At 44.0% G+C, this 26673-nt stretch carries 24 protein-coding genes and 1 other annotated feature; of the genes, 16 read left to right on the top strand and 8 right to left on the bottom strand.

The window, feature by feature from the left end; translation table 11 throughout:
• Positions 1-8: 8 nt before the first annotated feature.
• Positions 9-434, top strand: coding sequence for a CoA-binding protein (locus AC58QM_RS19525; protein ID WP_497286528.1), 426 nt, complete (start codon positions 9-11; stop codon positions 432-434).
• 80 nt (positions 435-514) lie between these two features.
• On the opposite strand, the gene AC58QM_RS19520 is transcribed toward AC58QM_RS19525, so the two are convergent.
• Positions 515-1081: an NAD(P)/FAD-dependent oxidoreductase gene (locus AC58QM_RS19520; RefSeq protein ID WP_310227194.1), complete on the bottom strand. Its 567-nt coding sequence runs from the start codon at positions 1079-1081 to the stop codon at positions 515-517.
• Between the two features lie 268 nt (positions 1082-1349).
• Between AC58QM_RS19520 and AC58QM_RS19515 the strand changes: the two genes are divergently transcribed.
• The 6 genes from AC58QM_RS19515 to AC58QM_RS19490 all read left to right on the top strand — a co-directional run bounded on the left by AC58QM_RS19515 (position 1350) and on the right by AC58QM_RS19490 (position 8030).
• Positions 1350-3239 (top strand): glucose PTS transporter subunit IIA, encoded by a 1890-nt coding sequence (locus AC58QM_RS19515; RefSeq protein ID WP_497286527.1) that lies wholly within the window; start codon positions 1350-1352, stop codon positions 3237-3239.
• The gene (gene ptsP, locus AC58QM_RS19510) at positions 3236-4984 is read left to right on the top strand and encodes a phosphoenolpyruvate--protein phosphotransferase (RefSeq protein ID WP_497286526.1); all 1749 of its coding nucleotides are present in this window, start codon (positions 3236-3238) and stop codon (positions 4982-4984) included. Before AC58QM_RS19515 ends, ptsP begins: the two co-directional genes overlap by 4 nt.
• Position 4985: 1 nt before the next feature.
• On the top strand, positions 4986-5528 hold the full coding sequence (locus AC58QM_RS19505) for a type 1 glutamine amidotransferase domain-containing protein (protein WP_497286525.1): 543 nt from the start codon (positions 4986-4988) through the stop codon (positions 5526-5528).
• A 124-nt stretch (positions 5529-5652) separates the two neighbouring features.
• Positions 5653-6060 (top strand): hypothetical protein, encoded by a 408-nt coding sequence (locus AC58QM_RS19500; RefSeq protein WP_310227202.1) that lies wholly within the window; start codon positions 5653-5655, stop codon positions 6058-6060.
• A gap of 179 nt (positions 6061-6239) precedes the next feature.
• Positions 6240-7241 (top strand): catabolite control protein A, encoded by a 1002-nt coding sequence (ccpA, locus tag AC58QM_RS19495; RefSeq protein ID WP_310227204.1) that lies wholly within the window; start codon positions 6240-6242, stop codon positions 7239-7241.
• An 87-nt stretch (positions 7242-7328) separates the two neighbouring features.
• Positions 7329-8030: a 5'-methylthioadenosine/adenosylhomocysteine nucleosidase gene (locus tag AC58QM_RS19490; RefSeq protein ID WP_497286524.1), complete on the top strand. Its 702-nt coding sequence runs from the start codon at positions 7329-7331 to the stop codon at positions 8028-8030.
• Positions 8031-8099: 69 nt separating this feature from the next.
• Here the strand turns inward: AC58QM_RS19490 and AC58QM_RS19485 are convergent, their stop codons facing one another.
• On the bottom strand, positions 8100-9287 hold the full coding sequence (locus AC58QM_RS19485) for an acetoin utilization protein AcuC (protein WP_497286523.1): 1188 nt from the start codon (positions 9285-9287) through the stop codon (positions 8100-8102).
• Positions 9288-9355: 68 nt separating this feature from the next.
• Complete coding sequence (locus AC58QM_RS19480) at positions 9356-9994, bottom strand: GNAT family N-acetyltransferase (protein WP_497286522.1); 639 nt, start codon at positions 9992-9994, stop codon at positions 9356-9358.
• Between the two features lie 221 nt (positions 9995-10215).
• Here AC58QM_RS19480 and acsA point away from each other — a divergent pair, with 221 nt between their 5' ends.
• Complete coding sequence (acsA, locus tag AC58QM_RS19475) at positions 10216-11940, top strand: acetate--CoA ligase (protein ID WP_497286521.1); 1725 nt, start codon at positions 10216-10218, stop codon at positions 11938-11940.
• A gap of 103 nt (positions 11941-12043) precedes the next feature.
• On the opposite strand, the gene AC58QM_RS19470 is transcribed toward acsA, so the two are convergent.
• A complete protein-coding gene (locus AC58QM_RS19470; protein ID WP_497286520.1) occupies positions 12044-15181 on the bottom strand; it encodes a transglycosylase domain-containing protein in 3138 nt (1045 codons plus the stop codon).
• 127 nt (positions 15182-15308) lie between these two features.
• Positions 15309-15585, top strand: a binding site (T-box leader).
• 51 nt (positions 15586-15636) lie between these two features.
• Between AC58QM_RS19470 and tyrS the strand changes: the two genes are divergently transcribed.
• Positions 15637-16896, top strand: a complete 1260-nt coding sequence (gene tyrS, locus AC58QM_RS19465) for a tyrosine--tRNA ligase (RefSeq protein WP_497286519.1) — start codon at positions 15637-15639, stop codon at positions 16894-16896.
• Positions 16897-16949: 53 nt separating this feature from the next.
• On the opposite strand, the gene rpsD is transcribed toward tyrS, so the two are convergent.
• On the bottom strand, positions 16950-17549 hold the full coding sequence (rpsD, locus tag AC58QM_RS19460; RefSeq protein WP_310227218.1) for a 30S ribosomal protein S4: 600 nt from the start codon (positions 17547-17549) through the stop codon (positions 16950-16952).
• A gap of 348 nt (positions 17550-17897) precedes the next feature.
• On the opposite strand from rpsD, the gene AC58QM_RS19455 reads away from it, so the two are divergent.
• From AC58QM_RS19455 to AC58QM_RS19440, 4 genes are all read left to right on the top strand, one after another.
• Positions 17898-19883, top strand: coding sequence for a diguanylate cyclase (locus AC58QM_RS19455; RefSeq protein WP_497286518.1), 1986 nt, complete (start codon positions 17898-17900; stop codon positions 19881-19883).
• A 144-nt stretch (positions 19884-20027) separates the two neighbouring features.
• Positions 20028-20711 (top strand): TVP38/TMEM64 family protein, encoded by a 684-nt coding sequence (locus AC58QM_RS19450; RefSeq protein WP_497286517.1) that lies wholly within the window; start codon positions 20028-20030, stop codon positions 20709-20711.
• A 115-nt stretch (positions 20712-20826) separates the two neighbouring features.
• Positions 20827-21075, top strand: coding sequence for an HPr family phosphocarrier protein (locus AC58QM_RS19445; RefSeq protein ID WP_497286516.1), 249 nt, complete (start codon positions 20827-20829; stop codon positions 21073-21075).
• 124 nt (positions 21076-21199) lie between these two features.
• A complete protein-coding gene (locus AC58QM_RS19440) occupies positions 21200-21487 on the top strand; it encodes an Fpa/YlaN family protein (protein ID WP_189005910.1) in 288 nt (95 codons plus the stop codon).
• Between the two features lie 36 nt (positions 21488-21523).
• Here the strand turns inward: AC58QM_RS19440 and cax are convergent, their stop codons facing one another.
• Entirely contained in the window at positions 21524-22570 is a 1047-nt protein-coding gene (cax, locus tag AC58QM_RS19435; protein ID WP_497286515.1) for a calcium/proton exchanger, read from the bottom strand.
• Positions 22571-22732: 162 nt separating this feature from the next.
• On the opposite strand from cax, the gene AC58QM_RS19430 reads away from it, so the two are divergent.
• On the top strand, positions 22733-23110 hold the full coding sequence (locus AC58QM_RS19430; RefSeq protein WP_497286514.1) for an Asp23/Gls24 family envelope stress response protein: 378 nt from the start codon (positions 22733-22735) through the stop codon (positions 23108-23110).
• A 69-nt stretch (positions 23111-23179) separates the two neighbouring features.
• Here the strand turns inward: AC58QM_RS19430 and ftsW are convergent, their stop codons facing one another.
• Together ftsW and AC58QM_RS19420 are read right to left on the bottom strand one after the other, a co-directional pair.
• Positions 23180-24358: a putative lipid II flippase FtsW gene (gene ftsW / locus AC58QM_RS19425; RefSeq protein WP_497286513.1), complete on the bottom strand. Its 1179-nt coding sequence runs from the start codon at positions 24356-24358 to the stop codon at positions 23180-23182.
• Between the two features lie 13 nt (positions 24359-24371).
• The gene (locus tag AC58QM_RS19420) at positions 24372-24719 is read right to left on the bottom strand and encodes a YugN family protein (protein WP_310227233.1); all 348 of its coding nucleotides are present in this window, start codon (positions 24717-24719) and stop codon (positions 24372-24374) included.
• A gap of 205 nt (positions 24720-24924) precedes the next feature.
• On the opposite strand from AC58QM_RS19420, the gene AC58QM_RS19415 reads away from it, so the two are divergent.
• Both AC58QM_RS19415 and AC58QM_RS19410 read left to right on the top strand, forming a co-directional pair.
• Positions 24925-26094, top strand: a complete 1170-nt coding sequence (locus AC58QM_RS19415) for a M20 family metallopeptidase (protein WP_497286512.1) — start codon at positions 24925-24927, stop codon at positions 26092-26094.
• 66 nt (positions 26095-26160) lie between these two features.
• Positions 26161-26610: a CBS domain-containing protein gene (locus tag AC58QM_RS19410; RefSeq protein WP_497286511.1), complete on the top strand. Its 450-nt coding sequence runs from the start codon at positions 26161-26163 to the stop codon at positions 26608-26610.
• The last annotated feature ends 63 nt before the right edge of the window (positions 26611-26673 follow it).

Raw genomic sequence — 26673 nt, 5'->3', positions numbered from 1 at the left:
TGTTGGATATGACATTTGAAAATCCGTCCAGGGAACACATCAAAGAAATACTTGCTAAAGCAGGGAACATTGCTGTGGTTGGCTTATCGGATAAACCAGATCGCACATCCTATATGGTAGCAGCGGCGATGCAAAGCCGCGGTTATCGGATCATCCCTGTCAATCCGAATGCTGAAGAAATTCTGGGTGAAAAATGCTACGCCTCTTTATCTGACATCCCAGAACCTGTGGATATTGTGAATGTGTTCCGTCGTGCCGAAACAGTCGTGCCTGTGGCCGAAGAAGCTGTCAAGATTGGCGCTAAAGTATTTTGGCTGCAATTAGAAATCATAAATGAAGAAGCTGCACGTATTGCTAGTGAGGCGGGCTTAGAAGTCATTATGGATCGTTGTATCAAAGTGGAAGATGCCATTCTGAATCCACGTAACAATTAAGGCAAGCCTGTAAACCAAATAAACCGCTAATTGATAGGCCTAAGAAGCCAATCGATTAGCGGTTTTCTTATCAATGGAAATTAAGCTTTCAGAACGTCGTGATCAACATAGCGAGCGCCATTCAGCTCACTGATGACGTTGATAGCGACTTTAGCGCCGTCACCTGCCGTAATAATGGTATGCATGCTGACACCAGCTGTCGTTCCCGCTGCCCATACACCTTTTAGGCTTGTGTTTCCTTGTGCATCGCAATCAACGATGGATTTAATACGCGGTTCTGTTCCGGCTTTCGTAGTGATGCCTGCTGCTTCAGCTAGCTCAACGGATAAGCCAGTAGCTAGAATGACATGTTTCCCTGCATAAGTGCCATTTTCCGTGGAGACTTGGAAACCATCATCGCTTTTAACAAGCTGCGTTGCTTGTCCAGTGACGAATTCGGTTCCAAACTTAGCGGCTTGCTTTTTACCGATTTCAACTAAATCAGGTCCGGCAATAGCCTCTACACCATAATGATTCTCGATCCATGCACGTTTCGTAACGCTTTGCTCATTGTCGATCACGAGCGTCTTCTTGCCAGCCTTTGAAGTGAAAAGTGCGGCACTTGCACCAGTAGGTCCAGCTCCAATAATAATAACATCGTAAGACATAAGTGTGTTTCCTCCTTGGATCTTGAAATAGGGTACAGGTAAAGTATGACAGCTTTTAGGGGACATAGTCAACTTTTGCGTTTACTATGTTGAAGAAGCTGATAGGAACCCATGATTTGCTTATTTTTTTTGACAAAAGGACGAACAAGCTTTACGATTTGATAAGAGAATCTTATGATTAAGAGGAAGATACTTTTTTGAATTTATTAATGGAAGATGCTTGCGAAGTCAGTTTTCTGACGAAAACTTTTAGGAGGTTAGCATTCGTTTGAACTGGATGGGGAACTTACAACAGCTTGGCCGCTCCTTAATGCTGCCTACCATTGCGCTTCCTATTGCTGCTGTGCTGCTTTGTCTAGGGGATTTACCTTGGGATGTCATACATGCTTCAAGTTTTGGGGATATGCTGTCATTGGCTGGAAATACAATCTTTGATTATATACCTATTATCTTTGCTGTCGGTGTGGCATTAGGCTTAACAGAAAGTGCTGGAATAGCTGGTTTATCTGCGATGCTAGGGTATTTTATGTTTACCCGACTTATCGAACATGGGCTAGGCACGCAATTTCAATTAGGCGTTTCTGGCGGGATCTTGATCGGCTTACTTGCCGCAATCATCTATCATCGCTGCAAAGAAATCAAGCTTCCAGAGTACATACAATTTTTCGGTGGACCCCGTATGGTTCCGCTCGTCATGGGACTCGCGACGCTCATTGTCTCTTATATAATGATCGGGATTGGTCCTTATTTAGAGACATTAATGGGTAAAATATCAAGTGGATTACTGGGGTTAGGCGGCTTTGGTGCTTTTATATATGGCATTGCGCATCGTCTGTTGGTGCCCTCTGGTTTGCATCATATTTTAAATAACTTTTTTTGGTTTCAGGTGGGCGCTTATGAAACGCCGAATGGCCAATATGCCTACGGTGATTTACCGCGATATTTTGCAGGTGATCCGACGGCAGGCATGTATATGGCAGGTTTGTATCCGATCATGATGTTTGCCTTGCCGGCCATTGCATTCGCGATCATAGGAGAAGCTAGGGAGGATTTGAAGCCGAAAATTAAGGCTACATTCCTGACAGCTGCGTTGGCTTCCTTCTTAACGGGTGTAACAGAGCCGATCGAATTTGCCTTTCTTTTTGTGGCTCCTTATTTATTTGTTATCCATGCCATCCTTTCGGGGGTTGCTATGTGGATTGCCTATGAGTTGAATATCCATCATGGGTTCTCATATTCAGCAGGGGCGATTGACTACATTATTAATCTGCATTTGTCTACGAATGGCTTATTGTTAATTCCGATTGGGCTAGTGTATGGTTTACTTTATTATTTCTTATTTCGATGGGCGATACAGAAGTTCCGTATACCTACACCCGGCAGGGAAGAAGGTTCTTCTTTAGAAGAGTGGGCAGGAGACATTCCATATCGTTCTCCGTTAATTTTGCAGGCACTTGGTGGGAAAGACAATATTAAGAAGATTGAGGCCTGTATTACTCGATTGCGACTGACACTTGTCAATGATCGTCTGATGGACATCACGGCATTACGACACTTAGGAGCAGCAGGCGTCATACGTCTTGGAGGAGGCAATGTTCAAGTCGTGTTTGGAACATTTTCAGAGCTTATACGTGAAGAAATTATGAAAGTACTGCGCAAAGATATTCATGTCGTCTTGTTTACTTCCCCTATGCAGGGACGTATGATCCCGATTGAAGAAGTACCAGATCGCATCTTTGCCTCGCGACTAGTCGGAAATGGTGTTGCTTTTATTCCTGAAAAAGGGGAGTTGGTTTCTCCGGTTGCAGGTACCATCATGCATATTTACCCGACAATGCATGCGTTAGGTATTTTGACGGATGAAGGACTGGAAGTTCTGCTGCATATCGGTATCGATACATCCAGCTTACCTGGTAAGTGCTTTAATGCGGTGGTGAAAGAAGGCGATCGTGTGGAAGCAGGTCAACTGTTGGTCAAATTCAATTATAACAAAGTGAAGAAATTCGCATCTTCTTTAGCGACACCGATGATTATTACGAATCCAGATATTGTGAAATCGTGGAGCTTTGCTCCGTTTAAACCAGTTAAGAAAGGCCAAGGCTCTGTTATGTCCGTAGTCCTTAAGCCAACTAAATCCGAGGGGGGGACGAACGGATGATTAGAGGTGTAGGTGCGTCTTCGGGAATCGCGATGGGGCAGGCATTTGTAATTCCTACGTGGGAATGGGATTTTCCAGAGAAAATGATTGATGTGACGGATTTAGCTTATGAATTCGAGCGATTATACGATGGGATTCGCCATTCCAAAGATGAGCTAGAGCTAATCAAGCAAGAGATCAAAGAGGTTGTTGGGCAAGAACAAGCCTATATTTTTGATGCGCATTTGGCGATCTTGGAAGATCCTATTTTCATGAATGAGATTCAAGGGATTATTGAACTGCAGTACAAAGCCGCAGAAGTTGCGGTGAAAGAAGTCATCGATAAATTCGTAGGTATGTTTAATCTGATCGACGATGAATACATGAAAGAACGTGCACTGGACATTAAAGATGTAGGTAATCGTCTGTTGAAGCATTTATTAGGGGATACGAGCACAACTGTGCCGCCAATTGATCATTCCTACATTTTAGTTGCGAAGGAGCTCACACCTTCCCAGCTTGCGCATTTGGATCCAACGAATGTATTAGGACTTCTGACTATTCTAGGTGGCACGCATTCGCATGTTTCAATCATGGCGAGAGCCATGTCTGTTCCTTATGTACTAGGGCTAGAAGGGAAGCTGCTTCGTCCTATTCAAAATGGTGACTTTCTGATTATTGATGGGCAAGAAGGGACTTTGTATATTAATCCGGATAAGCTCACCATCGAGCGTTATCAGGCCCGGAAGAAAAACTGGCTGGATTTCAAAGAAAGTCTACAAGAAATTGCGGATGTGGCTCCCCTAACGTTGGATAAAAGCTTAGTTCATTTACATGCGAATATTAATTCGGTCATGGAAATTGATCAAGTGCTGCGAAATGGTGCTTCCGGTGTAGGGCTGTTCCGAACAGAATACCTATACATGGATCGGGATTCGTTGCCTAGTGAAGATGAACAATTTGAAGTCTATCGTCACGCCGCGATGTCACTGAAAGGTCGTCCTATTGTAATCCGAACACTGGATATTGGCGGCGATAAGAAGCTTGACTATATGCCGCTTGCCAAAGAGGATAATCCCTTCCTGGGCTATCGGGCAATTCGGATCTCGCTGGATCGAACGGATCTCTTCATGACGCAGTTAAGAGCGATCTTACGAGCTAGTTATTATGGCAATGTGAAGATCATGTATCCGATGGTGACGTCTATTGAAGAGGTGCGTCAAGCGAAAGCGCACTTAGAAAGAGCAAAGTTGGAATTAAGTTCGCTTGGTGTGCCTTTTAATCCTAATATTGAGGTTGGTCTTACAATTGAAGTGCCTGCTGCTGCGATTATTGCGGATGTGCTTGCAAGTGAAGTGAATTTCATGAGTATCGGTACGAATGATTTAGTTCAATATGTTTTGGCAGTCGATCGAATGAACGAGAATATCGCGCACTTATATAATCCTTATCATCCGGCCGTTATTCGATTACTCAAATCAGTGATCGACGCAGGCAAACGTGTTGGCATTCCTGTAGGCGTGTGCGGAGAAATGGCAGGAGATATTCGAGCTTTGCCGATTTGGCTAGGTCTTGGTATTGAAGAGCTCAGCATATCCGTCCAGACGCTCTTACAGGTTAAGCACCGCTTGCTTTCCAGTGATGCCGCGACATGTAAAGCATTAGTGGATCGCATTTTAGTATGCAAAACCAGTGATGAAATCTTAGAGCTACTTGCTCAAACCGAACAAATCGAACAAACCGAATCTATTGTAGGAGGTAATTAGTATGGAACTAGCGGGCTTGAAGGTGCTTGCGTTTGTAGATGAAGAATTTGAAGATTTAGAAATGTGGTACCCGGTCTATCGTTTGCGCGAAGCAGGAGCCATTGTAGATATCGTGGGTCCAAAAGCCAAAACGGTATACCACGGGAAATATGGTGTGCCAATTACGACGGATTATGCTTTCGATGAAGTGAAGTCTTCCGATTACATCGGTCTTTACGTACCAGGCGGTTGGGCACCTGATAAACTTCGCCGCTATGCTGATGTACTTCGATTGACACAGGAGTTTCACGCGGATGTGAAGCCTATTGCGCAAATTTGTCATGCAGGCTGGGTTTTAATTTCAGCTAAGATCGTGAATGGCTACACAATGACGTCAACACCAGGAATTCGCGACGATATTGAAAATGCGGGTGCAACATGGGTCGATGAAGAAGTGGTCGTTGATCGTAATATTATTTCTGGGCGTAGACCGCCAGATCTTCCAGCGTTTTCTAAGCGCTTTGTAGATGAAGTTATCGCTTACAGTAAACAACAGGCAAAGTAAGACTCCGCTTCCAAAGGTGGCAAAAACTACTATGCTATATTCAGAAGGAAATCTGAAGGCATCGTAGAATAACATAGTACAAGCAACTAATGTACATGCCGCCTGTCAGTGAAGGAGTGTTAGAATGCAAAAGTATTGTAAGTGCGGACGCACGATGAACCTTCGTCTGCGCACGGTTATTTATCAAAGTAAAGTAGATATTGAGAATGTTCCTATCTATTCCTGTGAGGCCTGTGGACGGAGTGAGGTTGTGCCTCACGTTAAACCTGAACTTACCGGTCTGATCGGTAGGCTGGGAAGTAAACCAGAAAAGCAACAATTCTTCTTTCATGAAGTATCAGAGATTGCCTTTCTGCTATTGAAGGTAACAGAAAAAGAGCGTATGAATGATTCGATGGAGAAAATTGTGGAAGAACGAATTAATGAGCTATTGGACATCCTGTTGCTAGCACAATCGCTAGGCGACGAACCTTGGGCTGATGAAATTCGCAAACGGTTATCACAAATCACTCAAAGCGCAATTTCTACTTAAAAAATGGCGGCCAATCTCGATTCGAGGTTGGCTTTTATTCTATTTGTGTCTCTTTTGAAAATAAAATGAAATTTTTTTCAAAGCATTTTCATTTTGCATTGCAAGATGGATTAATTTGTCGTATCATAACGATAATATACTAGGTTCGCAGAATACTTTGTGAAGTGGAGAGAGCAACCGTGACCGTAACTATTTATGATGTAGCGAGAGAAGCAGGCGTTTCCATGGCAACCGTTTCTCGGGTCGTCAACAACAACCCCAACGTGAAGCCGCAAACCCGTAAGAAGGTTTTTGAAGCCATTGAACGATTAGGTTACCGCCCAAATGCGGTAGCAAGAGGTCTAGCAAGCAAGAAGACAACAACTGTTGGTGTAGTTATTCCCGATATCTCCAATTCCATTTTTGCTGAGGTAGCGCGTGGTATTGAGGATATTGCGAATATGTATCATTACAATATTATTTTGTGTAATGCGGACAAGAAGAAAGAGAAGGAAATTCGTGTTATCAATACGTTGCTCGAAAAACAAGTGGACGGACTGCTCTTCATGGGCGGTGTTGTTACGGAAGAGCACATTCAAGCTTTCCGCACTTCGTCTGTACCAGTTGTTCTATGTGGAACGAAGGACGAGAACCAAGCGATGGCGTCCGTTGATATCGATCATGAGGCGGCAGCATTTGATGCTGTTAACGTGCTGATTGAAGCAGGACATCGTGACATTGCTATGATTTCAGGCACGCTGCAGGATCCTGCGAATGGTTTCGCTAGATATCAAGGCTACAAGCGTGCGCTTGAAACGGCTGGCATCCCATTGCGAGATGAGTATGTACGCATTGGTAATTATCGATACGAATCTAGCGTTGATGCGGTGAACTACTTCCTGGAACTTTCGCCAAAACCTTCCGCCATTTTCTCGGCAACAGATGAAATGGCAATTGGTGCAATTCATACTATTCAAGATAACGGTCTTCGTGTTCCTGAAGATATTGCCGTCATTAGTGTGGATAACATCCGTATGGCATCCATGGTAAGACCGACATTGACGACGGTAGCTCAACCGATGTATGATATCGGAGCTGTGTCGATGCGTCTTTTGACCAAATTGATGAATAAAGAATCAACAGATAATATGCAAGTTATTTTGCCGCATGAAATTATTAACCGTCACTCGGTTAAAGCTTAAATGAAAAATAAACCTCTAATCGTGTTCTTCCACTCTGGATGAGCGCGGTAGAGGTTTTCTCATGTAGAAGAGAGAGAGGATACACATATGACTTGGAATAAAATCGCTCTAATTGGCGCAATGAATGAAGAAATTGAGCTGCTTGTTGCTCACATGACAGATATCAAAGAAACGGTAAAAGCCGGCATTACGTTCCGTGAAGGCACTTATTTTGGTAAAAATGTCGTCGTATGTCGCACGGGCGTGGGTAAAGTGAATGCTGCGGTTACTACACAAATCCTGATTGACCAGTTTGGTGTTGAAACTGTGATTTTCACTGGCGTAGCTGGTGCGCTTGATCCTGAATTGCAAATTGGGGATCTTGTGATTTCGACGGAATGCGTACAGCATGATATGGATGTTACAGCACTTGGATTTCCGCGCGGCGTCATTCCTTATGCAGAGAATTCCGTATACGCAGCTGATCGCAGACTGGTAGATCTTGCCGTTGCTTCTGGTGAGAAATTGTTTGCAGGCAAAGTGAAGCTAGGAAGAGTGCTTTCCGGTGACCAATTCATTGCAAGCAGAGATGTTGTTGCTAGCCTCTATCAAGAATTGAATGGGGTCTGTGTCGAGATGGAAGGCTCATCCGTTGCGCAAGTATGTGCGATGAATAGCATTCCATATGTGGTACTACGTTCCATGTCCGATAAAGCGGATGGCTCTGCACATGTGAATTTCGCGGAATTTACGGTGATTGCTTCGGAGAATTCGTATAAAATGGTTGAAGATATGGTGAAACAGCTGTAAAATTCACATGAAAAAAGCTCAGAGCAACGCCGAATGGCGGGTTCTGAGCTTTTTCTTATGAACTACGTATTATTTCAAATACATCATGGCTAATTCTTTCGTTTGCCGATTCTTTTCGGTGATCACCTGGCGCCGTGGAATCGGCGTCCAGGCTTCAACCGGGTCGAGCCACGTCTCCACGAGTGGGACTGGGCTCTTGTCCTGCCAGGCGTCCAGCCACGCCTGGGGCAGCCTCAGCTGGGGCTCCGCCTCCAGCTGACTCAAGATCGCCTGCTCGCTCATGACGAGCCAGAGCAGGCTCCAAGCGCGCGGTACGACACGCCAGATGTCGTACCCACCGCCGCCGAGCGCGACCCACCGACCTTCGCACCACTGGTGCGCAAGTCGATGGATGAGCTCGGGCATGGCCTTGTACACGCGCATCGAGCAATGCACATGCGCAAGCGGGTCGAAAGCATGGGCATCGCAGCCATGCTGAGAGATAATGACGTCCGGCTGGAAGCGGGCGATCAGCTCGGTCAACACCTCGCTGAAGCATTCCAGCCAGGAATCATCCTCGGTGTAGGGCTCCACCGGGATGTTCACGCTAGTCCCGAATGCGTCGCCTTCTCCGCGCTCATTCACAGCCCCTGTGCCGGGAAATAAATATTTCCCCGTCTCATGAATGGAAAGCGTGCCGACCTGTGGATCGGCGTAGAAGCTCCACTGCACACCGTCGCCGTGATGCACGTCTGTGTCGATGTAGAGCACCTTAGCGCCATACTTCTCTTTGGCGTAAGCGATTGCCGCAGATGCGTCGTTATAGACGCAGAAGCCCGCACCCTTGCTCTGCAGGGCGTGATGGAGGCCGCCGCCTAGGTGTAAGGCATGCGGAGCTTGGCCAGACATCACGAGGTCTACTGCCAGGATAGAACCGCCTACGACCTTTGCTGTAATGTCATGCATCTCTGGGAAGTAAGGTGTATCGTCGGTGTCGAGCCCAAAGCGAGTTGCCTCTCGGACCCATCGTTCTTCAGGAGAAGGAACACTTAGCGCTTTCACTGCCTCGATATAAGTGGCTGAATGCACCCGCAAGAGTTCTGCATCAGTCGCTGAGCGAGACGTAAGTATCGCATTGTCTGGAAGCGCGCCAGATTTACGCAACAAATCAACTGTCATAATGAGACGGTCCTGATTGAAGGGATGCGTATCATTAAATTTATACTGAATTTCTTGATCATCATAGATAAACACAGGATGCGTTAACTTCATATTCATTTTCCAAATTCCCCCGAATTGGTTAACAATTTCCTTTGAAGTGTTGCTGCTGTTTACATCTCCTTGAGCTAATACATAAAACGCTGCTGAAACCGCACGCGATCGAATTGCTCGATCGAGGAGATAGGTACTTGTTTCCCGATTCTAACCATGAGACAGTTGGCGGGATGCGAACATATTTCAGGATCATCTGTTGCGAACCAAATCATATCGACGCTTTTCATAAGCTTCTCCATCATTTGACGATATTCCCAAACCGTTAATTTACTCGTTTCCAAATCCCAATGCCAATAATATTCCGTTGTGAAGCATATGACATTTTCCATTTGCTCGCCTTCAAAAGCGAGTTGGATCATCTTTTTGCCTAAACCCATCGATCTGTAATCATCCGCAACTTCAATGGCACCGAGTTCAATTAAATCCTTCATGTTTCCTTGCGACCATCGCTCAATTTCATCTGCGTAATGGAAAGTGACGTAACCAACAATGGTAGATCCGTCCCTTGCAAGAATAATTCGCCCTTCTGGTAATCCAGCTATCTCGATAAGGGCTTCGAGCTGTTCTTTGGGGCGGCGGAAAGCATCAAGCTTCTCGTGCATGATAAGTTCCTGCAGTTTTTCAGGTGGAACGGGGCCCTCAATTATAATTTCAGGTTGATCGGGAGCACTGCGCAAGCTTTGTGAGTGATAAATTTTGATATGCTGCATAACCTTGGCTCTCCTTCTAAAAAACAGCATGATGGGCGTTTCCTTTGCTAAGATTCATAGTATTTTTATACCAAACTTTTGTTTGAAATCATAGTAAAACTTAAACATAGGCGAAAGATTCTGAGTGTGTTATAATAGAACATGTCAAAAATCGATCACATTTTGCTCGAATTCATCAGTAAAGTGAAAGCGGTTTATTTCGTGAGGAGGGTTTTACGTTTATGGATCAAACTAAAGATGAACTCATTAAATCAGTATCCCTTAATCCAAACATGGCTAATTACGAACAAACACATGCGACATTTGATTGGGCAGACATCGAGAAAAACTTTTCCTGGTACGAAACAGGTAAAGTGAATATGGCATATGAAGCCATTGACCGCCATGCGGAAGGCGCGAAGAAGGATAAAATTGCCCTGTATTACAGCGACAGCACGCGTGACGAGGCCATTACATTTGGTCAAATGAAAGAAAGATCGAATCAATTTGGTAATGTCCTGAGAAATCTAGGTATCGGCAAAGGCGAGAGAGTGTTCATTTTCATGCCGCGGACACCTGAACTGTATTATTCTTTACTTGGATCGCTAAAAGTAGGCGCTGTAGTTGGACCGCTTTTTGAAGCGTTCATGGAAACCGCGGTTAGAGATCGCTTGGCAGACAGCGAAGCGGTTGCTATTATCACGACTCCTAGCCAACTTTCGCGTGTGCCTTATGATGAGCTTCCTCATTTGAAGCATGTAATCCTTGTAGGGGAGAACATTGAGCTTGGCGAAGGACAAGTTGATTATCATAAAGAAATGGCAAGTGCTTCCACAGAGCTTGAAATTGAATGGTTGGACCGTGAAGATGGCTTAATTATTCATTATACATCTGGATCAACAGGGAAGCCGAAAGGCGTATTCCACGTTCAAAATGCCATGCTTCAGCACTATTATACAGGTCAAATTGTTCTTGATCTTAAAGAAGATGATATCTACTGGTGTACGGCTGATCCAGGCTGGGTAACAGGAACTTCCTACGGAATTTTTGCCCCATGGTTGAATGGCGCAACGAATGTGATTCGTGGAGGACGTTTCAGTCCACAGGACTGGTACAATACACTTCAGAAATATAAAGTAACGGTTTGGTACAGTGCGCCAACTGCTTTCCGTATGTTGATGGGGGCTGGTGACGATGTTTCGGCTGCGTACGATTTGTCAGCGCTTCGCCACGTATTGAGCGTTGGTGAGCCATTGAATCCAGAAGTAGTCAGATGGGGAATGAAGGTCTACAACCAACGTATTCACGATACGTGGTGGATGACAGAGACAGGCGGTCAGTTAATCTGTAATTATCCGTCCATGACGATTAAACCAGGTTCCATGGGACGTCCAATTCCAGGTGTTGATGCAGCTATTATTGATGATGCGGGTAACGTTCTGCCTCCTAATCGGATGGGGAACCTTGCTATCAAAACATCTTGGCCTTCAATGATGCGTAAAATTTGGAACAATCCTGCCAAATACGAAGAGTATTTCCGATTGACAGGCTGGTACGTTTCTGGAGATTCCGCTTATCAAGACGAGGATGGTTACTTCTGGTTCCAAGGTCGTGTTGATGACGTTATTAACACAGCCGGCGAACGAGTGGGTCCATTCGAAGTAGAAAGTAAGCTTGTTGAGCATCCAGCGGTAGCAGAAGCAGGGGTTATTGGGAAGCCAGACCCTATGCGTGGGGAAATCATCAAAGCATTTATCGCGTTGCGTGAAGGTTTTGTTCCTTCCGACGAACTAAAAGCTGAAATTTCTAAGTTTGTGAAGGAAGGCCTATCTGCGCATGCGGCACCACGCGAGATTGAATTCAAAGACAAGCTGCCAAAAACACGCAGTGGAAAGATCATGCGCCGTGTTCTTAAAGCGTGGGAGTTAAACCTACCGACAGGTGACTTGTCAACGATTGAAGATTAATTCGTTTTATTGAAAGCTTTCTCCGTGCCAAGCATGGTGCGGAGAAGCTTTTTTTTGTGCGCGAAAAAAAGAAGAACCTGACGGCTGTCAAGTTCTTCTTTTGCTATTTGTTATAGGCGATGGTAGCTGAGAATTTGGATTCTCCAGCTTCATTGATAGCTGTTACTTTGTAAAACCCATTGAAAGCAGCTGCGTAGTAATGAAATTCAGTGCCATTTTCAACAGTGCCTAGCTTGGTGAACGTACCTTTTTCTTTATCGCTAAAATACACGACATACTGTTTGACTTTGTCTTTGGCGTCATTGGCTTTCCAAGTCAGGACAAGTGAAGCTTCTTCAGCCTTTGCCTTAATGCCTGTTGGGGCAGCAGGAGCATCCTTAGCTGTCGGTTTACCCGTACTAGTGCCTGCTCCACCATTTGTTGGTCCTGGTGAAGGCGAGGATAGATCTTTCAAAGGATTGCCATTGCTATCGACTCCAGGAAGGATTAAGGAATCGAGGGTGCTTCCGTCCGTGTAAGAGGAGCGGCTTGGTGGCGACTCTTTGCCAGCCACATCCACAGCTGTTACGTAGTATCCTGTAATTGCGGCTGTTTGAAGTTGATCAACAAACTTCGCCTCACCACCAGCGAACACGACTTTACCACCCATGAGTTGGAACTTACCTTGATTATCCGAACGATAAATACGATAACCTACGATATCTGCATCCGCGTTCGGTTGGAACGTAATTGTTGCTGTGTCACCGGATTTAACTGTAACGACGTTCTGAGGTGCGGGAGGTACTTTCCCGTCGTCAACCCTTGGATCGACTTCGGAAGGAGCATCTACGTCATAATCAGTTGGCTTATAGAAATCGATAGGTTTTCTGCTTTTCTCTGGAAGCTTTTGCATGGCATCTTCGATTTCTTTTAATAATTGCGTGATCGATTTTTGTCGTTTAATAACGACTTTCTCTGATACGAAATCAGCAGGTGTCGTTTCTTGAGCTACATAATTGAGCCCATTTAGCGAGCTGATCTTCATTTTAACCATGACATTATCTGTTTGTGTAGGCAAATACTTTTTGTTGAATATATCGGTTACCAGATGCTCTGAGCCGGTAGTTAATTCACTAGGCAGCATGCCAGATAAGCTGGAGACCGTTGCTGAAACGATGCCATCAGGCTTTGCGAACGTTTTGTTCGGGAATAGATCTGGTTTTTGTTCGATGGTTTTGTTCAAAATGAGAGCCCAGATATCTTTGGCGTGATTGGTTTGCCCTGTTTTGGATGAAAGTTTATTAATCGGCTGATCATACCCAATCCAGACACCTACCGTGACATCAGGGGTAAAGCCCATGAACCAAGCATCTGCATCATCTTGTGTGGAACCTGTTTTTCCTGAGATTTCAATTTTGCCATACGATTTAAACTTTTTCATAAGATCAGTAGCCGTACCTTGGCTAGCGTTACTGATGACCGTTTTCATCATATCTGTAATGAGATAAGCACTTTGCGGTGAGTATACCGTTTGCGGCTTCTGTTCATGTGCGTAAATCGTCTTGCCATTCGAATCTTTGATTTCACGAATTAAGTACGGGGCGTTAAACACGCCTTTGTTCGGAATGGAGGCATAAGCGCCTGCTAATTCTTTGACCGAGGTCCCGCGACTTAAACCGCCAATAACACCTGTCTGTGCGGCATTGTCTTCTTTGGTTAGCGAAGTAATACCGAGCTTTTTAGCAAAGTCCCATGCTTGTGTAATTCCTACTTTATTAAGAAATACATCAATGGCTGGAATGTTATAGGATTGATTCAGGGCTCTTCTAGCTGTCATCAGTCCGTGGAACTTATGATCCCAGTTCTCTGGTAAATGGAAGCCTTTCACGCCATCTTTTAAAATAATTGGAATATCATCCACAATTGTAGCTGGCTGCAGGACACCTTTCTCGAGAGCAGGGATGTAAGCCGCAATTGGCTTCATCGTAGATCCAGGCTGTCTATAAGCTTGCGTCGCATGATTCAGCTGCTCATCAAAGAAGTCGCGGCCTTCAATCATACCTTTAATGGCTCCAGTTTTGGAATCGAGCATGATGGCGCCGACTTGTTCGATGCCGCCTTTTTTCTCGTCCGTTGGCGCGAAATTCTTATCGTTGCTCGAAATTTCATGCATGGAGTCATAGATTGTTTTATCAATGGTGGTGTAGATCTGATACCCGCCGCGCAATAGTTGCGTATGTATGTTTTTGAGTGCTTCATTATATGCGGTTTGGTTCGTCTTCGGATCAAGTTCAGGATGCTGAAGCTTCAATAAGATTTCGGCTGCTTCCTGTTCGGTCTCGATCATCAGATAAGGGTAGGTTGTATATGCTTTCTGTGCTGCTGCAGGCATGGAAGCTTTGAGATCAAATTTCAAGGCATCTTGATATTGATCATTCGTAATTTTGTTTTCTTCCAGCATACGTTTTAATACTAATTGCTGGCGTGTCACTGCTTTTTTGAAGCCTTCCTCATCGAAGGTTGGCTTACTTGTAAACGCCGAGTATTGCGATGGAGATTGCGGTAGTCCCGCTAAATAGGCAGCTTGTGCAATATTTAATTTGCTTAAGTCATCGATGTTAAACAGACCTTTGGCAGCGGCTTTAATGCCATATAGGTTATAGCCAGTCGCTCCATTGCCATAAGGGATTTTGTTGAGATAAGCTAGTAAAATTTCGTCCTTCGACATGATGCGTTCCATCCGAAGTGCAAGCAGCAGCTCTCTTGCTTTACGGCCGTCATCGCGATCTAGTGTAAGGAAAACACGTCTAGCCAGCTGTTGCGTAATTGTACTTCCACCGGTTTGCACATCTTCATTGAGAAGCTTCTGCGTTACCGCGCGGTAGAGTCCGCGAAAATCGATGCCGCGATGGTTGTAGAAATCCTTGTCCTCAATGGCGAGGACTGCGTCTAGCAGGTTTTGCGGGATATCGGCAAGTTGTGCAAGACGACGATCTTCTTCTGTTCGTAATTGTCCAATGACAGCATCATCATTGAAATAGGCGAATCCCGTGATCGCATTTTCTTGCATTTGCTGGCGGATCGCTTCTTCACTACGAACAGGATCTTTCTTGACAAGTGCACTGACATATCCAAAAGCGGCGGATCCACCCAACAGTCCAGCCAAAAAGACACAGATGATGGCCCATTTTAAGGTAATACCTGTTACTTTTAACGTTGTTCTAACCCAGGGACGATTCCATTTCGCGAAAAAATTGCGCATAAGTTCCAATATCCTCCTTACATGAACCCTAATAGTATACCATAATTGCACCTTTTGCGGTAATGCTGATGGGAGAAAGCTTCGGTTCTAGGTTTGACAAGCATCGGAATCCTGTGTTATAACAAGATCAAATGCGTTGATGGATCAGCAGTAGGTAGCTTGTGGATGCTTTCAGAGAGCCGGTGGATGGTGCGAACCGGTACCTGCAGGTTAGTGAATTACGGTCTTGAGCAGTAAATGGGAACCTGCAGGAATGTGCCTGCACAAGTAGTATTTACCGATTAAACCTCGTTATCGGTTGTTGAGTGAAAATAGCACATCGTGTCTACGACTTATGTTATGGATGTACGCAGCTGCTGTTTTAATTAGGGTGGTACCGCGAGTCAAGTCTTCTCGTCCCTTTGGGATAAGAAGGCTTTTTTTGTTTTTCATTTCATAACAAAGGATGGTTTTACATGAGTATTTTGAAGGATTTAGAGTTTCGCGGGTTGCTGCATCAAATTACAGACAGAGAAGGTTTGGACAAAAAGCTGAGCGAAGAACGCGTTGTCCTCTATTGCGGTTTTGATCCGACAGCGGATAGTTTGCATATCGGCAGTTTGCTTCCGATTTTGACCTTGAGACGCTTCCAGCTTGCTGGGCATATTCCATTGGCGTTAGTTGGCGGTGGAACAGGACTTATTGGTGATCCGAGTGGTAAAGCCAATGAACGTACGTTGAATGGGCCTGAGGTTGTTGAAGCGTGGTCGCAAAGTATTAAAGATCAACTTTCACGTTTTCTTGATTTCTCAACGGACATTGAAAATAGTGCAGAACTCGTAAATAATTACGATTGGTTAGGTTCTTTGAACGTTATTGAATTCCTGCGAGATGTGGGGAAGAATTTTACCGTGAACTACATGCTGGCTAAGGATTCGGTGGACTCGCGTATTACCAAAGGGATTTCGTTCACAGAATTCAGTTACATGATTCTTCAATCCTATGATTTCTTGAAATTAAATGAAACGAAAAATTGTTCCGTACAAATTGGTGGAAGTGACCAATGGGGGAATATTACTGCCGGGCTTGAGCTAATTGGGAAATCAAGTGACCGTCGTGCTTTTGGTGTGACTTTGCCGTTAGTTACGAAGAGTGATGGACAGAAGTTTGGTAAAACAGAAGGCGGAGCTATTTGGCTGGATGCTAACAAAACATCACCATACCAATTCTACCAGTTCTGGTTGGGGACAGCGGACAATGATGTTATTCGCTTCTTGAAATACTTCACTTTCGAATCACAAGAAGAAATTGAACGCCTTGAAGCTGAAGTACAAGCCCAGCCGGAGAAACGTGAAGCTCAAAAGGTTCTAGCTCGTGAAGTTACGAAGCTTGTACATGGCGGAGAAGCGCTAGAGAGCGCACTTAACATAACAGCAGCTTTGTTCAGTGGTGATATCCAAGCGTTATCGCGCAAAGAAATCGAAGAAGCTTTCAAGGATGTACCTTCAACGACACTAGAACAAGAGGATGTTGCTCTAATTGACCTTCTCATTTCTGTAGGTGCCGCGCCGTCCAAACGCCAATCGCGTCAAGACATTGAAAGCGGAGCGGTTACAGTGAATGGCGTCAAGGTGACGGATCTTGAAGCGACTACGCAACAATTAGGTCGACTTGGTGATTCTTATCTTATTATTCGCCGCGGTAAAAAGAATTACTTCCTCGTGAAATTTGCTTAAGCTCACGCAACAAAATAACCCCCTTAGGGAAATCCCTAAGGGGGTTGCTTTTATTAACGGCTGTAGAACTCGACGATTTGTTTCTCGTCAATTTCTTGTGGAAGCTCGGAACGTTCTGGTAAACGGATGTATTTACCTTCTAGACCTGCGTCGTTAAACTCAAGGTAAGTAGGAAGGTAGTTACGGTTAGCAAGAGCTTCTTTCACAGTGGAAAGGCCTTTGCTTCTTTCACGAAGTGAAATCACATCACCAGTGGATACGATGTAAGAAGCGATATCAACTTTTTTGCCGTTCACTGTTACGTGACCATGAGCAACGAGTTGACGTGCACCTGCACGGGAGTTGGAAAGACCAAGACGGTAAACCAAGTTGTCTAGGCGGCTTTCAAGCAATACCATGAAGTTCTCACCGGCAATACCTTTAAGCTTGGATGCTTTGTCGAACAAGTTGCGGAATTGTTTTTCGTTCAAACCGTACATATGACGAAGTTTTTGCTTCTCGTTCAATTGTACACCGTAACCGCTCATTTTTTTACGTTGTCCTGGGCCGTGTTGACCTGGAGGGAATGGGCGTTTCAAGTCTTTTCCGTTACCGCTTAAGGAAATACCAACGCGGCGGCTTAGTTTAAATTTAGGTCCTGTATAACGTGACATTTAGGGAAAACTCCTTCTCATGACAATTAGTTTAGTAATAGCATCTAGATGTCAGGGTGAAGTCATGTGCCCGTTTTTGCTAATGAATCATCATGTGATTCCCTGTCAAGAAAGTTCAGCCGCTGTCTTGTCAGGAGCAAAAGCAGTGAGGGTGACACATTTGGCACTCACCGAAATCATGGTGTTACTCGACTTCTAATTTTATTAAAAACAGGGGCAAGTGTCAAGTCTCTCATCATCCCAAAGAGAGGAAAATATCGTGCAATAGATGAAAAAAAATAGTATGATAGAAGAAAGTCAGTTTAAATTGGTACTTGAGGACTATTGTTAGTGAGTGAAGGAGAGCCTATGAGTGAACTTCGCAGTATACAAAAGCATAGTCGAGCAGAACATTTTGATGTTTTCCTCCGGCAAGGCTTTATACTTTCTGGCAACTTTTCTAACGAGGGTTTGCAGGTAACCTTCAACTTACATCAAGCATTTGAGAACTGGAATCAACAGTTCGGTCCGAACATGCTTCCTTCACAAACGGCGCTGCTATGTGTAAATGAGCAGCTCTGCGTGGTCGACTCGTGCTCGAATGATACGCCTTCCCTTGTTAAATTTCTGCAACCAGGTACTTCTTGGCTTGCTGAAGTTCGAGGTGATAATCCACTTGCACGGTGTGAAAGTGCAGGTCATTTACAGTTGTCAGTTGGTGATGACTGTCACGTACGTGAGCTTACTGGTCATTTTATTGCAGTTACACCAGTGTTGGACAATTATGGAAAAATTCAATTCTATTTAGGTCTTTTTACCCAATCTCTTCTAAATATGGAAAATTTGGCACGATTGTTATATAGTCTAGCACTTTCTTTTCAAAGTTCCTTACAGCATGTGGAGGAACGTAGAAGATACGATCGTTTAAATAACCTTCATCATATGAAGGAATTGGAAGCTAAAAAGCACGTGGTTCTATTCGAAGCTTCTAAGAAACTCCTTGCGAAGAATGATGTACACTCCGTATTGACTGAAGTTATTGATTGTATGGGTCGGGTATATCCCAACACGCGTGTTGATTTACTCCTTTCCCAGGATAATGACTCTACGAATGTATCCGTCAAACCTTTGAATTTTCAACGGACAGAGTCTGATATTCGAACTCGGGCTTTCATGGAAGGCCAAGTTATTTTTGAACCAACCACTAGCGGCAGCGCTTCGGGTTCAGGCAATATCGCGGCACCATTGTCGGGGAAACAAGGCGTGTATGGCGTTTTGTACATGGAGTTTACAGATCAATTGATCGATGCGTCAGATTTGCAATTCATATCGCTGTTGGCAGACTCAGCGGGCACCGCTTTTGAGAATGCGAAGCTATACGAACAGTCGAATCTAATGATCAACGAACTGCGACTCATTAATGAAATTACAAAACAACTTAATCAAAGTTTACGTCTAAATGAAATTTTCAATTCAGCTTCAAGTGAAATTTTAAGCATCTTCGGTGCTGATTATAGTTGTATTCTTCAAAACTCCAAAGATAGTGACCAACTCGTTGTTCAAGCCACTAACTTACCTGCTATGTTCCATGAGACATTTACGCTTGATCAAGGTTTCTCAGGACTCATTTATTCGTCGAAAGAACCGATTATTATCTCGGATTATTGGAGCAATGATAAGGTAAGCTCAAGCTTGATGCAGCGCACGAATTCGCGCTCACTTATTGGTTCTCCTATCCTTGTAAACGGTAACGTTGAAGGGGTAATCCTTATCGTGCATCGTTTACCGAATTTTTTCTCCTACGATAATTATAAGCTTTTGCAGGTGTTATCCAGCCATATTGGGCTAGCGATGACGAATGCCTCCTTACATGCCGAAGTGAAGCGTATGGTTATTACGGATAATTTAACAGGGCTGCATGCTCGGCACTATTTGGATGAACAAGCGAATTTGATGCAAAAGAAAGATTTCTGCGGTTCACTCATCGTCGTTGATATCGATAACTTCAAGAAGGTAAATGACACCTACGGCCATCAAATTGGTGATAAGATCCTCATTCATGTTAGTCAGATCATTAAGTCGAGTATACGAGAGATGGATATCGCGGCTAGATGGGGCGGAGAAGAGCTGGCTGTGTATTTGCCTCAAGTATCTAAGGATCAGGCCATTCGGATTGCTGAGCGTATTCGTAGACGTGTAATGGAAGAGACGCAACCACAAGTGTCGGTGTCCTGCGGAGTATCGGATTGGAATTGGGAAGAAGATAAGATCAGTGTAGAGTCTCTCTTTTACCGAGCAGATATGGCACTTTATCAGGCTAAGCACAATGGCCGTAATCAAATTCAAATCGGTTGACGCTTAAAATGCTTGTCTTCGGACGAGCATTTTTTATTTATTGCGCAGCTAGGTGAAGAGGGAGAATGACGATCATTTGTTTGCTCTTCCTGAACCTGTTGTAACATGTTACAATGATTTGGTCTAAGGGAGGATGGTCGAATTTTGTCGGCATTTAAAAGTAAACGTACAGGACTGATTATTTGTATTTTTATTGTGCTCGTTGGCTTGATTTATTTCTTCTTCTATAATCCTGTAGGCATCAAACTTGCACATAGTAACATGCGTGAATTGTCCGGACATTTAAGGGACTTTGGCTGGCCTGGCAAAATAATTGGAATGAGCTTGATTTTCTTCCAAACGTTCTTTCCGTTTATTCCGTTCGTTCTTATAGCGGGTACTAACGTTGCCATATTTGGGATTAAAATGGGGTTTTTAGTGAACTATGTAATGTCGTGCTTAGGTGCGATTGCCTCTTTTTATTTTGCCCGCTATTATGGACATGCTTGGGTAGAAAAGAAATTAGAGCGGTTTCCTTTGGTTACTCAATTCAGTAAGAGAATGGAAAGACACGGCTTCTTCTATGTCTTAATTGGGCGTCTGATTCCGATACTACCTTCTTCTGGTGTTAATTTCTCCGCGGGTTTAACGCGAATGAAATTTCGTGATTTTCTTTGGGGTACTTTATTAGGGAAGTTCCCAATCGTTTTCTTAGAGTCGATGATAGCACATGATTTATTTCATTTTCAGAAGTATAAAGGGAGATTGCTTTTATTGTTGGGCATACTAGTTCTCTTATTAATTCTTGGAAATAGTGTGAAGAAAGCGCTAGCGCCGAAGACGAAATAAAGGGCTTACATGGAGAATGCAGGAAATTTTGTAGTTGCTTTCCCTTCCTATTCCAAGTTATCATAGAGGGAGTAAGACGACCAACTCATATGCGACTATAATGGAGGAATGAAATATGCCAAGTGCTAATAATGCAGCAATTGTTGAGATTTCCCAAACAGCTAATAAATTCAGATCATCCATCGTTCTTCAATACGACAATAAGTATATCGATGTAAAAAGTATTCTTGGCTTGTTTACTACACTACTTAGCTCCAGCAACTATGATCTTCATGTTCATGGACCAGATGCTGATGAAGCAAAAGCAGCTATGGCGGATGTATTCGCTAAGCATAATTTAGGTGTAAACGTCGTTCAAGATTAATTTTCTTCAAAAGAGAAGGTATTCTCAGAATCTCTGAGAGTACCTTCTCTTGTATATTACGGCAATTTCGCTTAATATAGATCATATAAGGACGGATGACTTTGCGTATAGGGGGAAGTTGGGAATGTCTTCATCTGATTTATTGCTGGATATGAATCAAAAGGCGCTTAATCTTCTTCAAGAAGATGCAGATAAAATCGAAAAGCTGATCGAAGTACAGATGGAAAACTTGACGACGCGTCAATGTCCACTATACGAAGAGGTATTAGATACGCAAATGTACGGACTATCGAGGGAAATTGATTTTGCCATTCGCGCGGGGCTAATTTCCGAGCTGCCAGGCAAACAAATTCTCAATAAGCTTGAACGTAATCTTGCGGAACTGTATGAAGCGTTGAACAATAAAAAGTAACCCCGAGGGGTTACTTTTTTTGTTGTCTGTTTGCAATTATACGAGGAAGAACACGACACCAAGGATAATATAGACGAACATGAGGAGAAGTCCTTCATACCAGTTGGTAGATCCATCTTGCGTAATGGATTTCGTGATAAAGACGGCGACGCCGATCGCAGCGATCTCGTAGGTGGTAAAGACAATGTTCATTGGCGTACCACTGATGAAGAAGCTGAGTAGGATCAACACGGGTGCGACGAATAGGGCAATTTGTAACGAGCTCCCGATCGCAATTTCTACAGCAGCACCCATTTTATTTTTCATTGCCATCATGACAGCAGCACTATGCTCAGCTGCGTTGCCGATAATGGCAATTAAGAATGCGCCGACAAACAGGTCGGATAAACCGAATTTATCTTTCACTTCTTCAATGGTCCCAACTAGCCATTCACTCGTAAAAGCTACCATGGCAGTCGCCAAGATGAGGAACACAATAGAAGTACCTTTGGACCATGCGGCTTCACCGTGTTCGATAGCTTCATCCGAAAGTACACTTTTGTGAGTGACCATGGAGAAGTACAGCCAGAGCAGATAAGCTACAATTAGGATAATCGCTACAATCATACTCATGGAGGATGTTTCATCCGTAGTCAAGCCTTTGGCAAATAACGCGGGAATGAAGAGTGCGACAACACCGAGAATCATCAGCGAGGAGTTATGTGACGCTAGTTTAACGTTAAAAGACTGTTCTTTGTACTTTAATCCGCCTGCGAATAGGCTGAGTCCAAGTACGAGCAATAAGTTCCCGATGATGGCACCGGTTAAACTGGCTTTAACAACTTCAAATAACCCATCCTTAACTAAGAAGAAGGCTATAATGAGCTCAGCTGCATTCCCGAAAGTTGCATTAAGGAAGCCGCCCATACGATCTCCTGCATAGTGAGCTACACTTTCTGTCGCTTTCCCTAAGAACCCGGCCACGAATACGATAGCCACACAAGCAATAACGAATTGCCATGTTGTATCCAGATGCGCGTAATGCGCGATACCTGCGGCAACGAATGATACTAACAAACCTATGTAGAAAAATTTTCCTTTCAAATGGGAACCCTCCGACTCATATATATTGGAACTTTTTGACTTCTTTTAATATAACTACTTTGGTTAATAAAGTAAATTAAAATGGATACAATCAGGCAGTTCTTGCTTTAAGCTTTTGTTCTTATTACAATAGATTTATACCAAGTTTAGGGAGTGATCCGTATGTCCGAAGACAATCAAACTGGCTTAATTCGAATTTCTGATGACGTAGTATCGACAATAGCAGGGCTAGCAGCCTTGGAAACAGCAGGCATTGCGGGCATGTCAGGTGGTATCTCAGAAGGCTTAGCTAAGCGTCTAAGCGGTAAAAATGTGCAGCGTGGTGTTTCTGTTGAGGTAGGACAATTAGAAGCAGCTATCGATCTACGAGTGATCGTAAAATATGGTTCTCGGATTCAGGATGTTTGCAGAGACCTTCAAGAAAACGTGCGGGAAGCCGTTGAAAATATGACAGGTCTAAATGTGGTAGAAGTGAATGTGAAGGTGGAAGGTGTTGCCTTTACGGAAGAAGAAACAGAAGATCAGCTTCGAGTTAAATGAGTGCTATGAAACGGTTGTCGAAACTTCATACTTACGCACGTTGTAAAAAAAGACCCAATCGACGTTATATCATGTCGATAAGGGTCTTTTTTTATGTGTTTTCTGCGTTTTTTGTGTAGATGGTAATTCTTTGAAGGATTGCTCACGCGATATCCCAAGGATTACGCCCATACTGATGAGTGAGACCATCATCGAGGAGCCGCCTGCTGAGATGAAGGGCAGCGTCACACCTGTGAGTGGAATCGTATTCGTCACACCGCCGATATTAATAAAGGCTTGTATGGCGAACATAACCATGATCCCTACACCCGTTAACATCCCAAACATGTCTGGACAACGTACGGCAATTAGAATCCCTCTCCAAATAAAGATTAGATAGACGAGAAGGAAGAGTGAGCTGCCAATGAATCCCAGCTCCTCGCCAATAATAGCAAAGATGAAATCGTTGTGTGCTTCCGGTAAATAGTGAAGCTTTTGAATACCTTGTCCGAAGCCAGCGCCTGTCAAGCCGCCATGTCCGAAAGCATACAAGGATTGCACAACTTGTAAGCCTGAGCCTTGCGGATCAGCGAAAGGATCCAAGAATGAAGTGATACGATTGAGCCTGAAGTTAGAGTCCGTGTCACCTAATACTAGGTATAAGAGAACGGCTATCCCAAGAACAATCGACATAATGATACCTAGATAAAAAATATGTTTGAGGTTCGAGCCTCCCACCATAATGACAATGGCTGAACACGTCAAGAGGATCATACAGGAACCGAAATCGGGCTGTAAGAGGATCAAGCCGCACACAAAACCTACGATCACGAGAGCAGGGAGCAACCCTTTGCTAAAACTTCTGAATTTCTCTTCTTTATTACTTATCAGCGAAGCAAGATACATAATGACAATTAATTTGGCAAACTCCGTTGGTTGTATCCCGTATTTGCCAAGCGAGTACCAGCTGCTTGCACCATTCGCTTTACTTGTAAAGACAACGAAAATTAAGCCGAGTACAATGAAGAAGAAAGCTGGGATGACGAGCTTTTTCAACTTCGAATAATGGATATTCATACAAAATAACATCCCGATCGTGCCGATCCCAACAGCTACGATTTGCTTTCGCGTAAAGAACCAGGGGTCGTCCCACCGATAGGCACTTGTCATTGAGCTTGCGCTGAATACCATGACCAATCCAAAGCAGACCAATACAAAGGTTAATAAAAGCAGCAGAAAATCCGGCGTTCCTCTTCGAGGTGGATTCATGCTGATTCCTCGCCTAGTCTGCTAATAATTGTTGCAGTTGGTCTAATTTTTGTTTGGAGATTTTAAGTACATTCTCAGGGATTGGTGAATCGTAGTCCAAACCGTGTGGGAATGTTTCTTTGCCTATGTAAGCTTCTTCTAGATATAATACAGCATAAGGGGATTCTAGCTTGCCTGTTTCTACTCGTGCATTTACACGTAAGAAATAGACTGCTTTGCTTGCTTTATCTTCCATTTTAAAATCGTAAGTAGCACGAGTGTATTCCCATTGCCAGCGCACGAAACCAAGTTTAGTTGTTACTTCGTCCAAGTGAGCCAAATCGCTTTTTAGGCCTTTTAAGCCAGTTGCTTCAATAATCAATTTTAACGCCTCCATATTGTACGTATGCATTCTTTTCTCATGATAGTATGTTTCAAAGGGTTCTGCAAGTCGAATGCCATGTCTAAATTCTAATATTTGATGGCACTTTAAAGATGAAACCATGGTTAATATTTGATAGAATAGGTTCAATAGATCATTTTTCAACTAAAAGTAAGCGATCGAAAACGGGAGGTGGGTGTATCTGATGAATCAATTTCACGAAGATCTCCAAGCCATATATGAAGAAATGGTGGGCTGGAGGCGTTATTTGCATCGGAATCCTGAGCTTTCCTACCATGAGTATCAGACCGCTGAGTTTGTTACTAAACATTTGCTGAGCTGGGACATTGAAGTCCGTACAGGTGTAGGTGGGAATGGAGTTGTCGGTTTGCTCCGCGGCGGCGAAGAGGGACCGACGGTTGCCCTTCGTGCTGATATGGACGCACTTCCGATTCAGGATGAGAAGAAATGTGACTATACATCAACTAATAATGGGATTATGCATGCCTGCGGACATGATGCACATACCTCAACGTTGCTGGGTATAGCCAAAGTAGCTAGCCTGCATCGAGCGGAGCTTAAAGGGAATTTAGTTTTTCTGTTCCAGCATGCCGAAGAAATTTCTCCTGGCGGTGCTGACTCCATGATTAAAGCTGGCGCCTTGGATGGTGTAGACGCCGTGTTCGGCGTCCATTTATGGACGCCATTCCCAGTCGGACATGTATACACGCGATCAGGGGCTTTTATGGCAGCACCAGACGAATTCACCATCCGAGTACAGGGTAAAGGCGGACACGGTGGATTACCTCATCAAACGATCGATAGTGTATATGTTGCCTCACAGCTAGTTGTTAACATGCAATCCATTGTAAGTCGGCAAGTAGACCCTGTTGAACCTTGTGTTGTTAGTATTGGCTCGTTCCATGGCGGGACAAGCTTCAATGTTATTGCAGAGACGAGCGTACTCAATGGTACCGTGCGGACTTTCAATCCCGAGTTAAGACAAGATGTGAGAACACGCATTGAGCGAATTGTGAAGTCGACTTGTGAGATGTCTCAAGCGACGTATGAACTGGAATATAAACTTGGCTATCCAACGGTGATCAATGATACTAATGAAGCAGCACGTTTCTTTCAAGTAGGCGCAGCCTTATTTGGCGAAGAGAACGTACATGAGTCTCCACTTATTATGGCCGGAGAAGACTTTTCCTATTATTTGCAAGAGAAGCCAGGATGCTTTATGTTTGTAGGCGCTGGTAATGTGGAAGCTGGAATCGTATATCCTCATCATCATCCAAAGTTCGACATTGATGAAAAATCCATGCTGAACGCGGCGAATTTACTGCTGTCCATGGCCTTGGATTATATGGCATGAATGCCCTCAGAACCTTGGTGAATGCTAATGTAGCAATCTTTTGTTGCATGCTTGATACCAAGGAGGATGATGAAATTGCCTGACAAGAAAGTAAAGGACATTATGAGCAAGGATTGCGTGACGGTTACCCTGTTGGATAATGTTTTCGAGATTGCTTTGAAAATGAAGCAGCACGATATTGGATTTGTTGCTGTTCTCGATGGAAAGCAGTTTATAGGCGGAGTGACGGACCGGGACCTTGTTGTTCGAGGATATGCGGAGAAGCATTCAGGTTCGACGGCTGTGGAAACAGTAATGACCAAAAATATGATTACTGTTGACCCTCAAACATCCGTAGATGAAGCTGCGAAAATCATGGCGCAGCATCAAATTAGGCGGTTGCCAGTTGTCGAGCACGGTGAGCTGATTGGCATCGTGGCCATTGGGGATTTGGCTGTTCGTGGCAGCTTTGAAGACGAGGCTGGCGAAGCGCTAAGCCGAATCTCTCAAGAACGTACACTCGTTGGTAGTCATTAAGAAAGAATAATTATTTCGCAAGCAGCCTTCCTCTTTCTGAGTGAGGCTGCTTTTTTCCTTCTT

The sequence above is a fragment of the Paenibacillus sp. J22P165 genome (genome assembly GCF_059692015.1).
The sequence above is the reverse complement of the archived record's forward strand: the minus strand, read 5'-3'. Positions and strand labels throughout refer to the sequence as shown.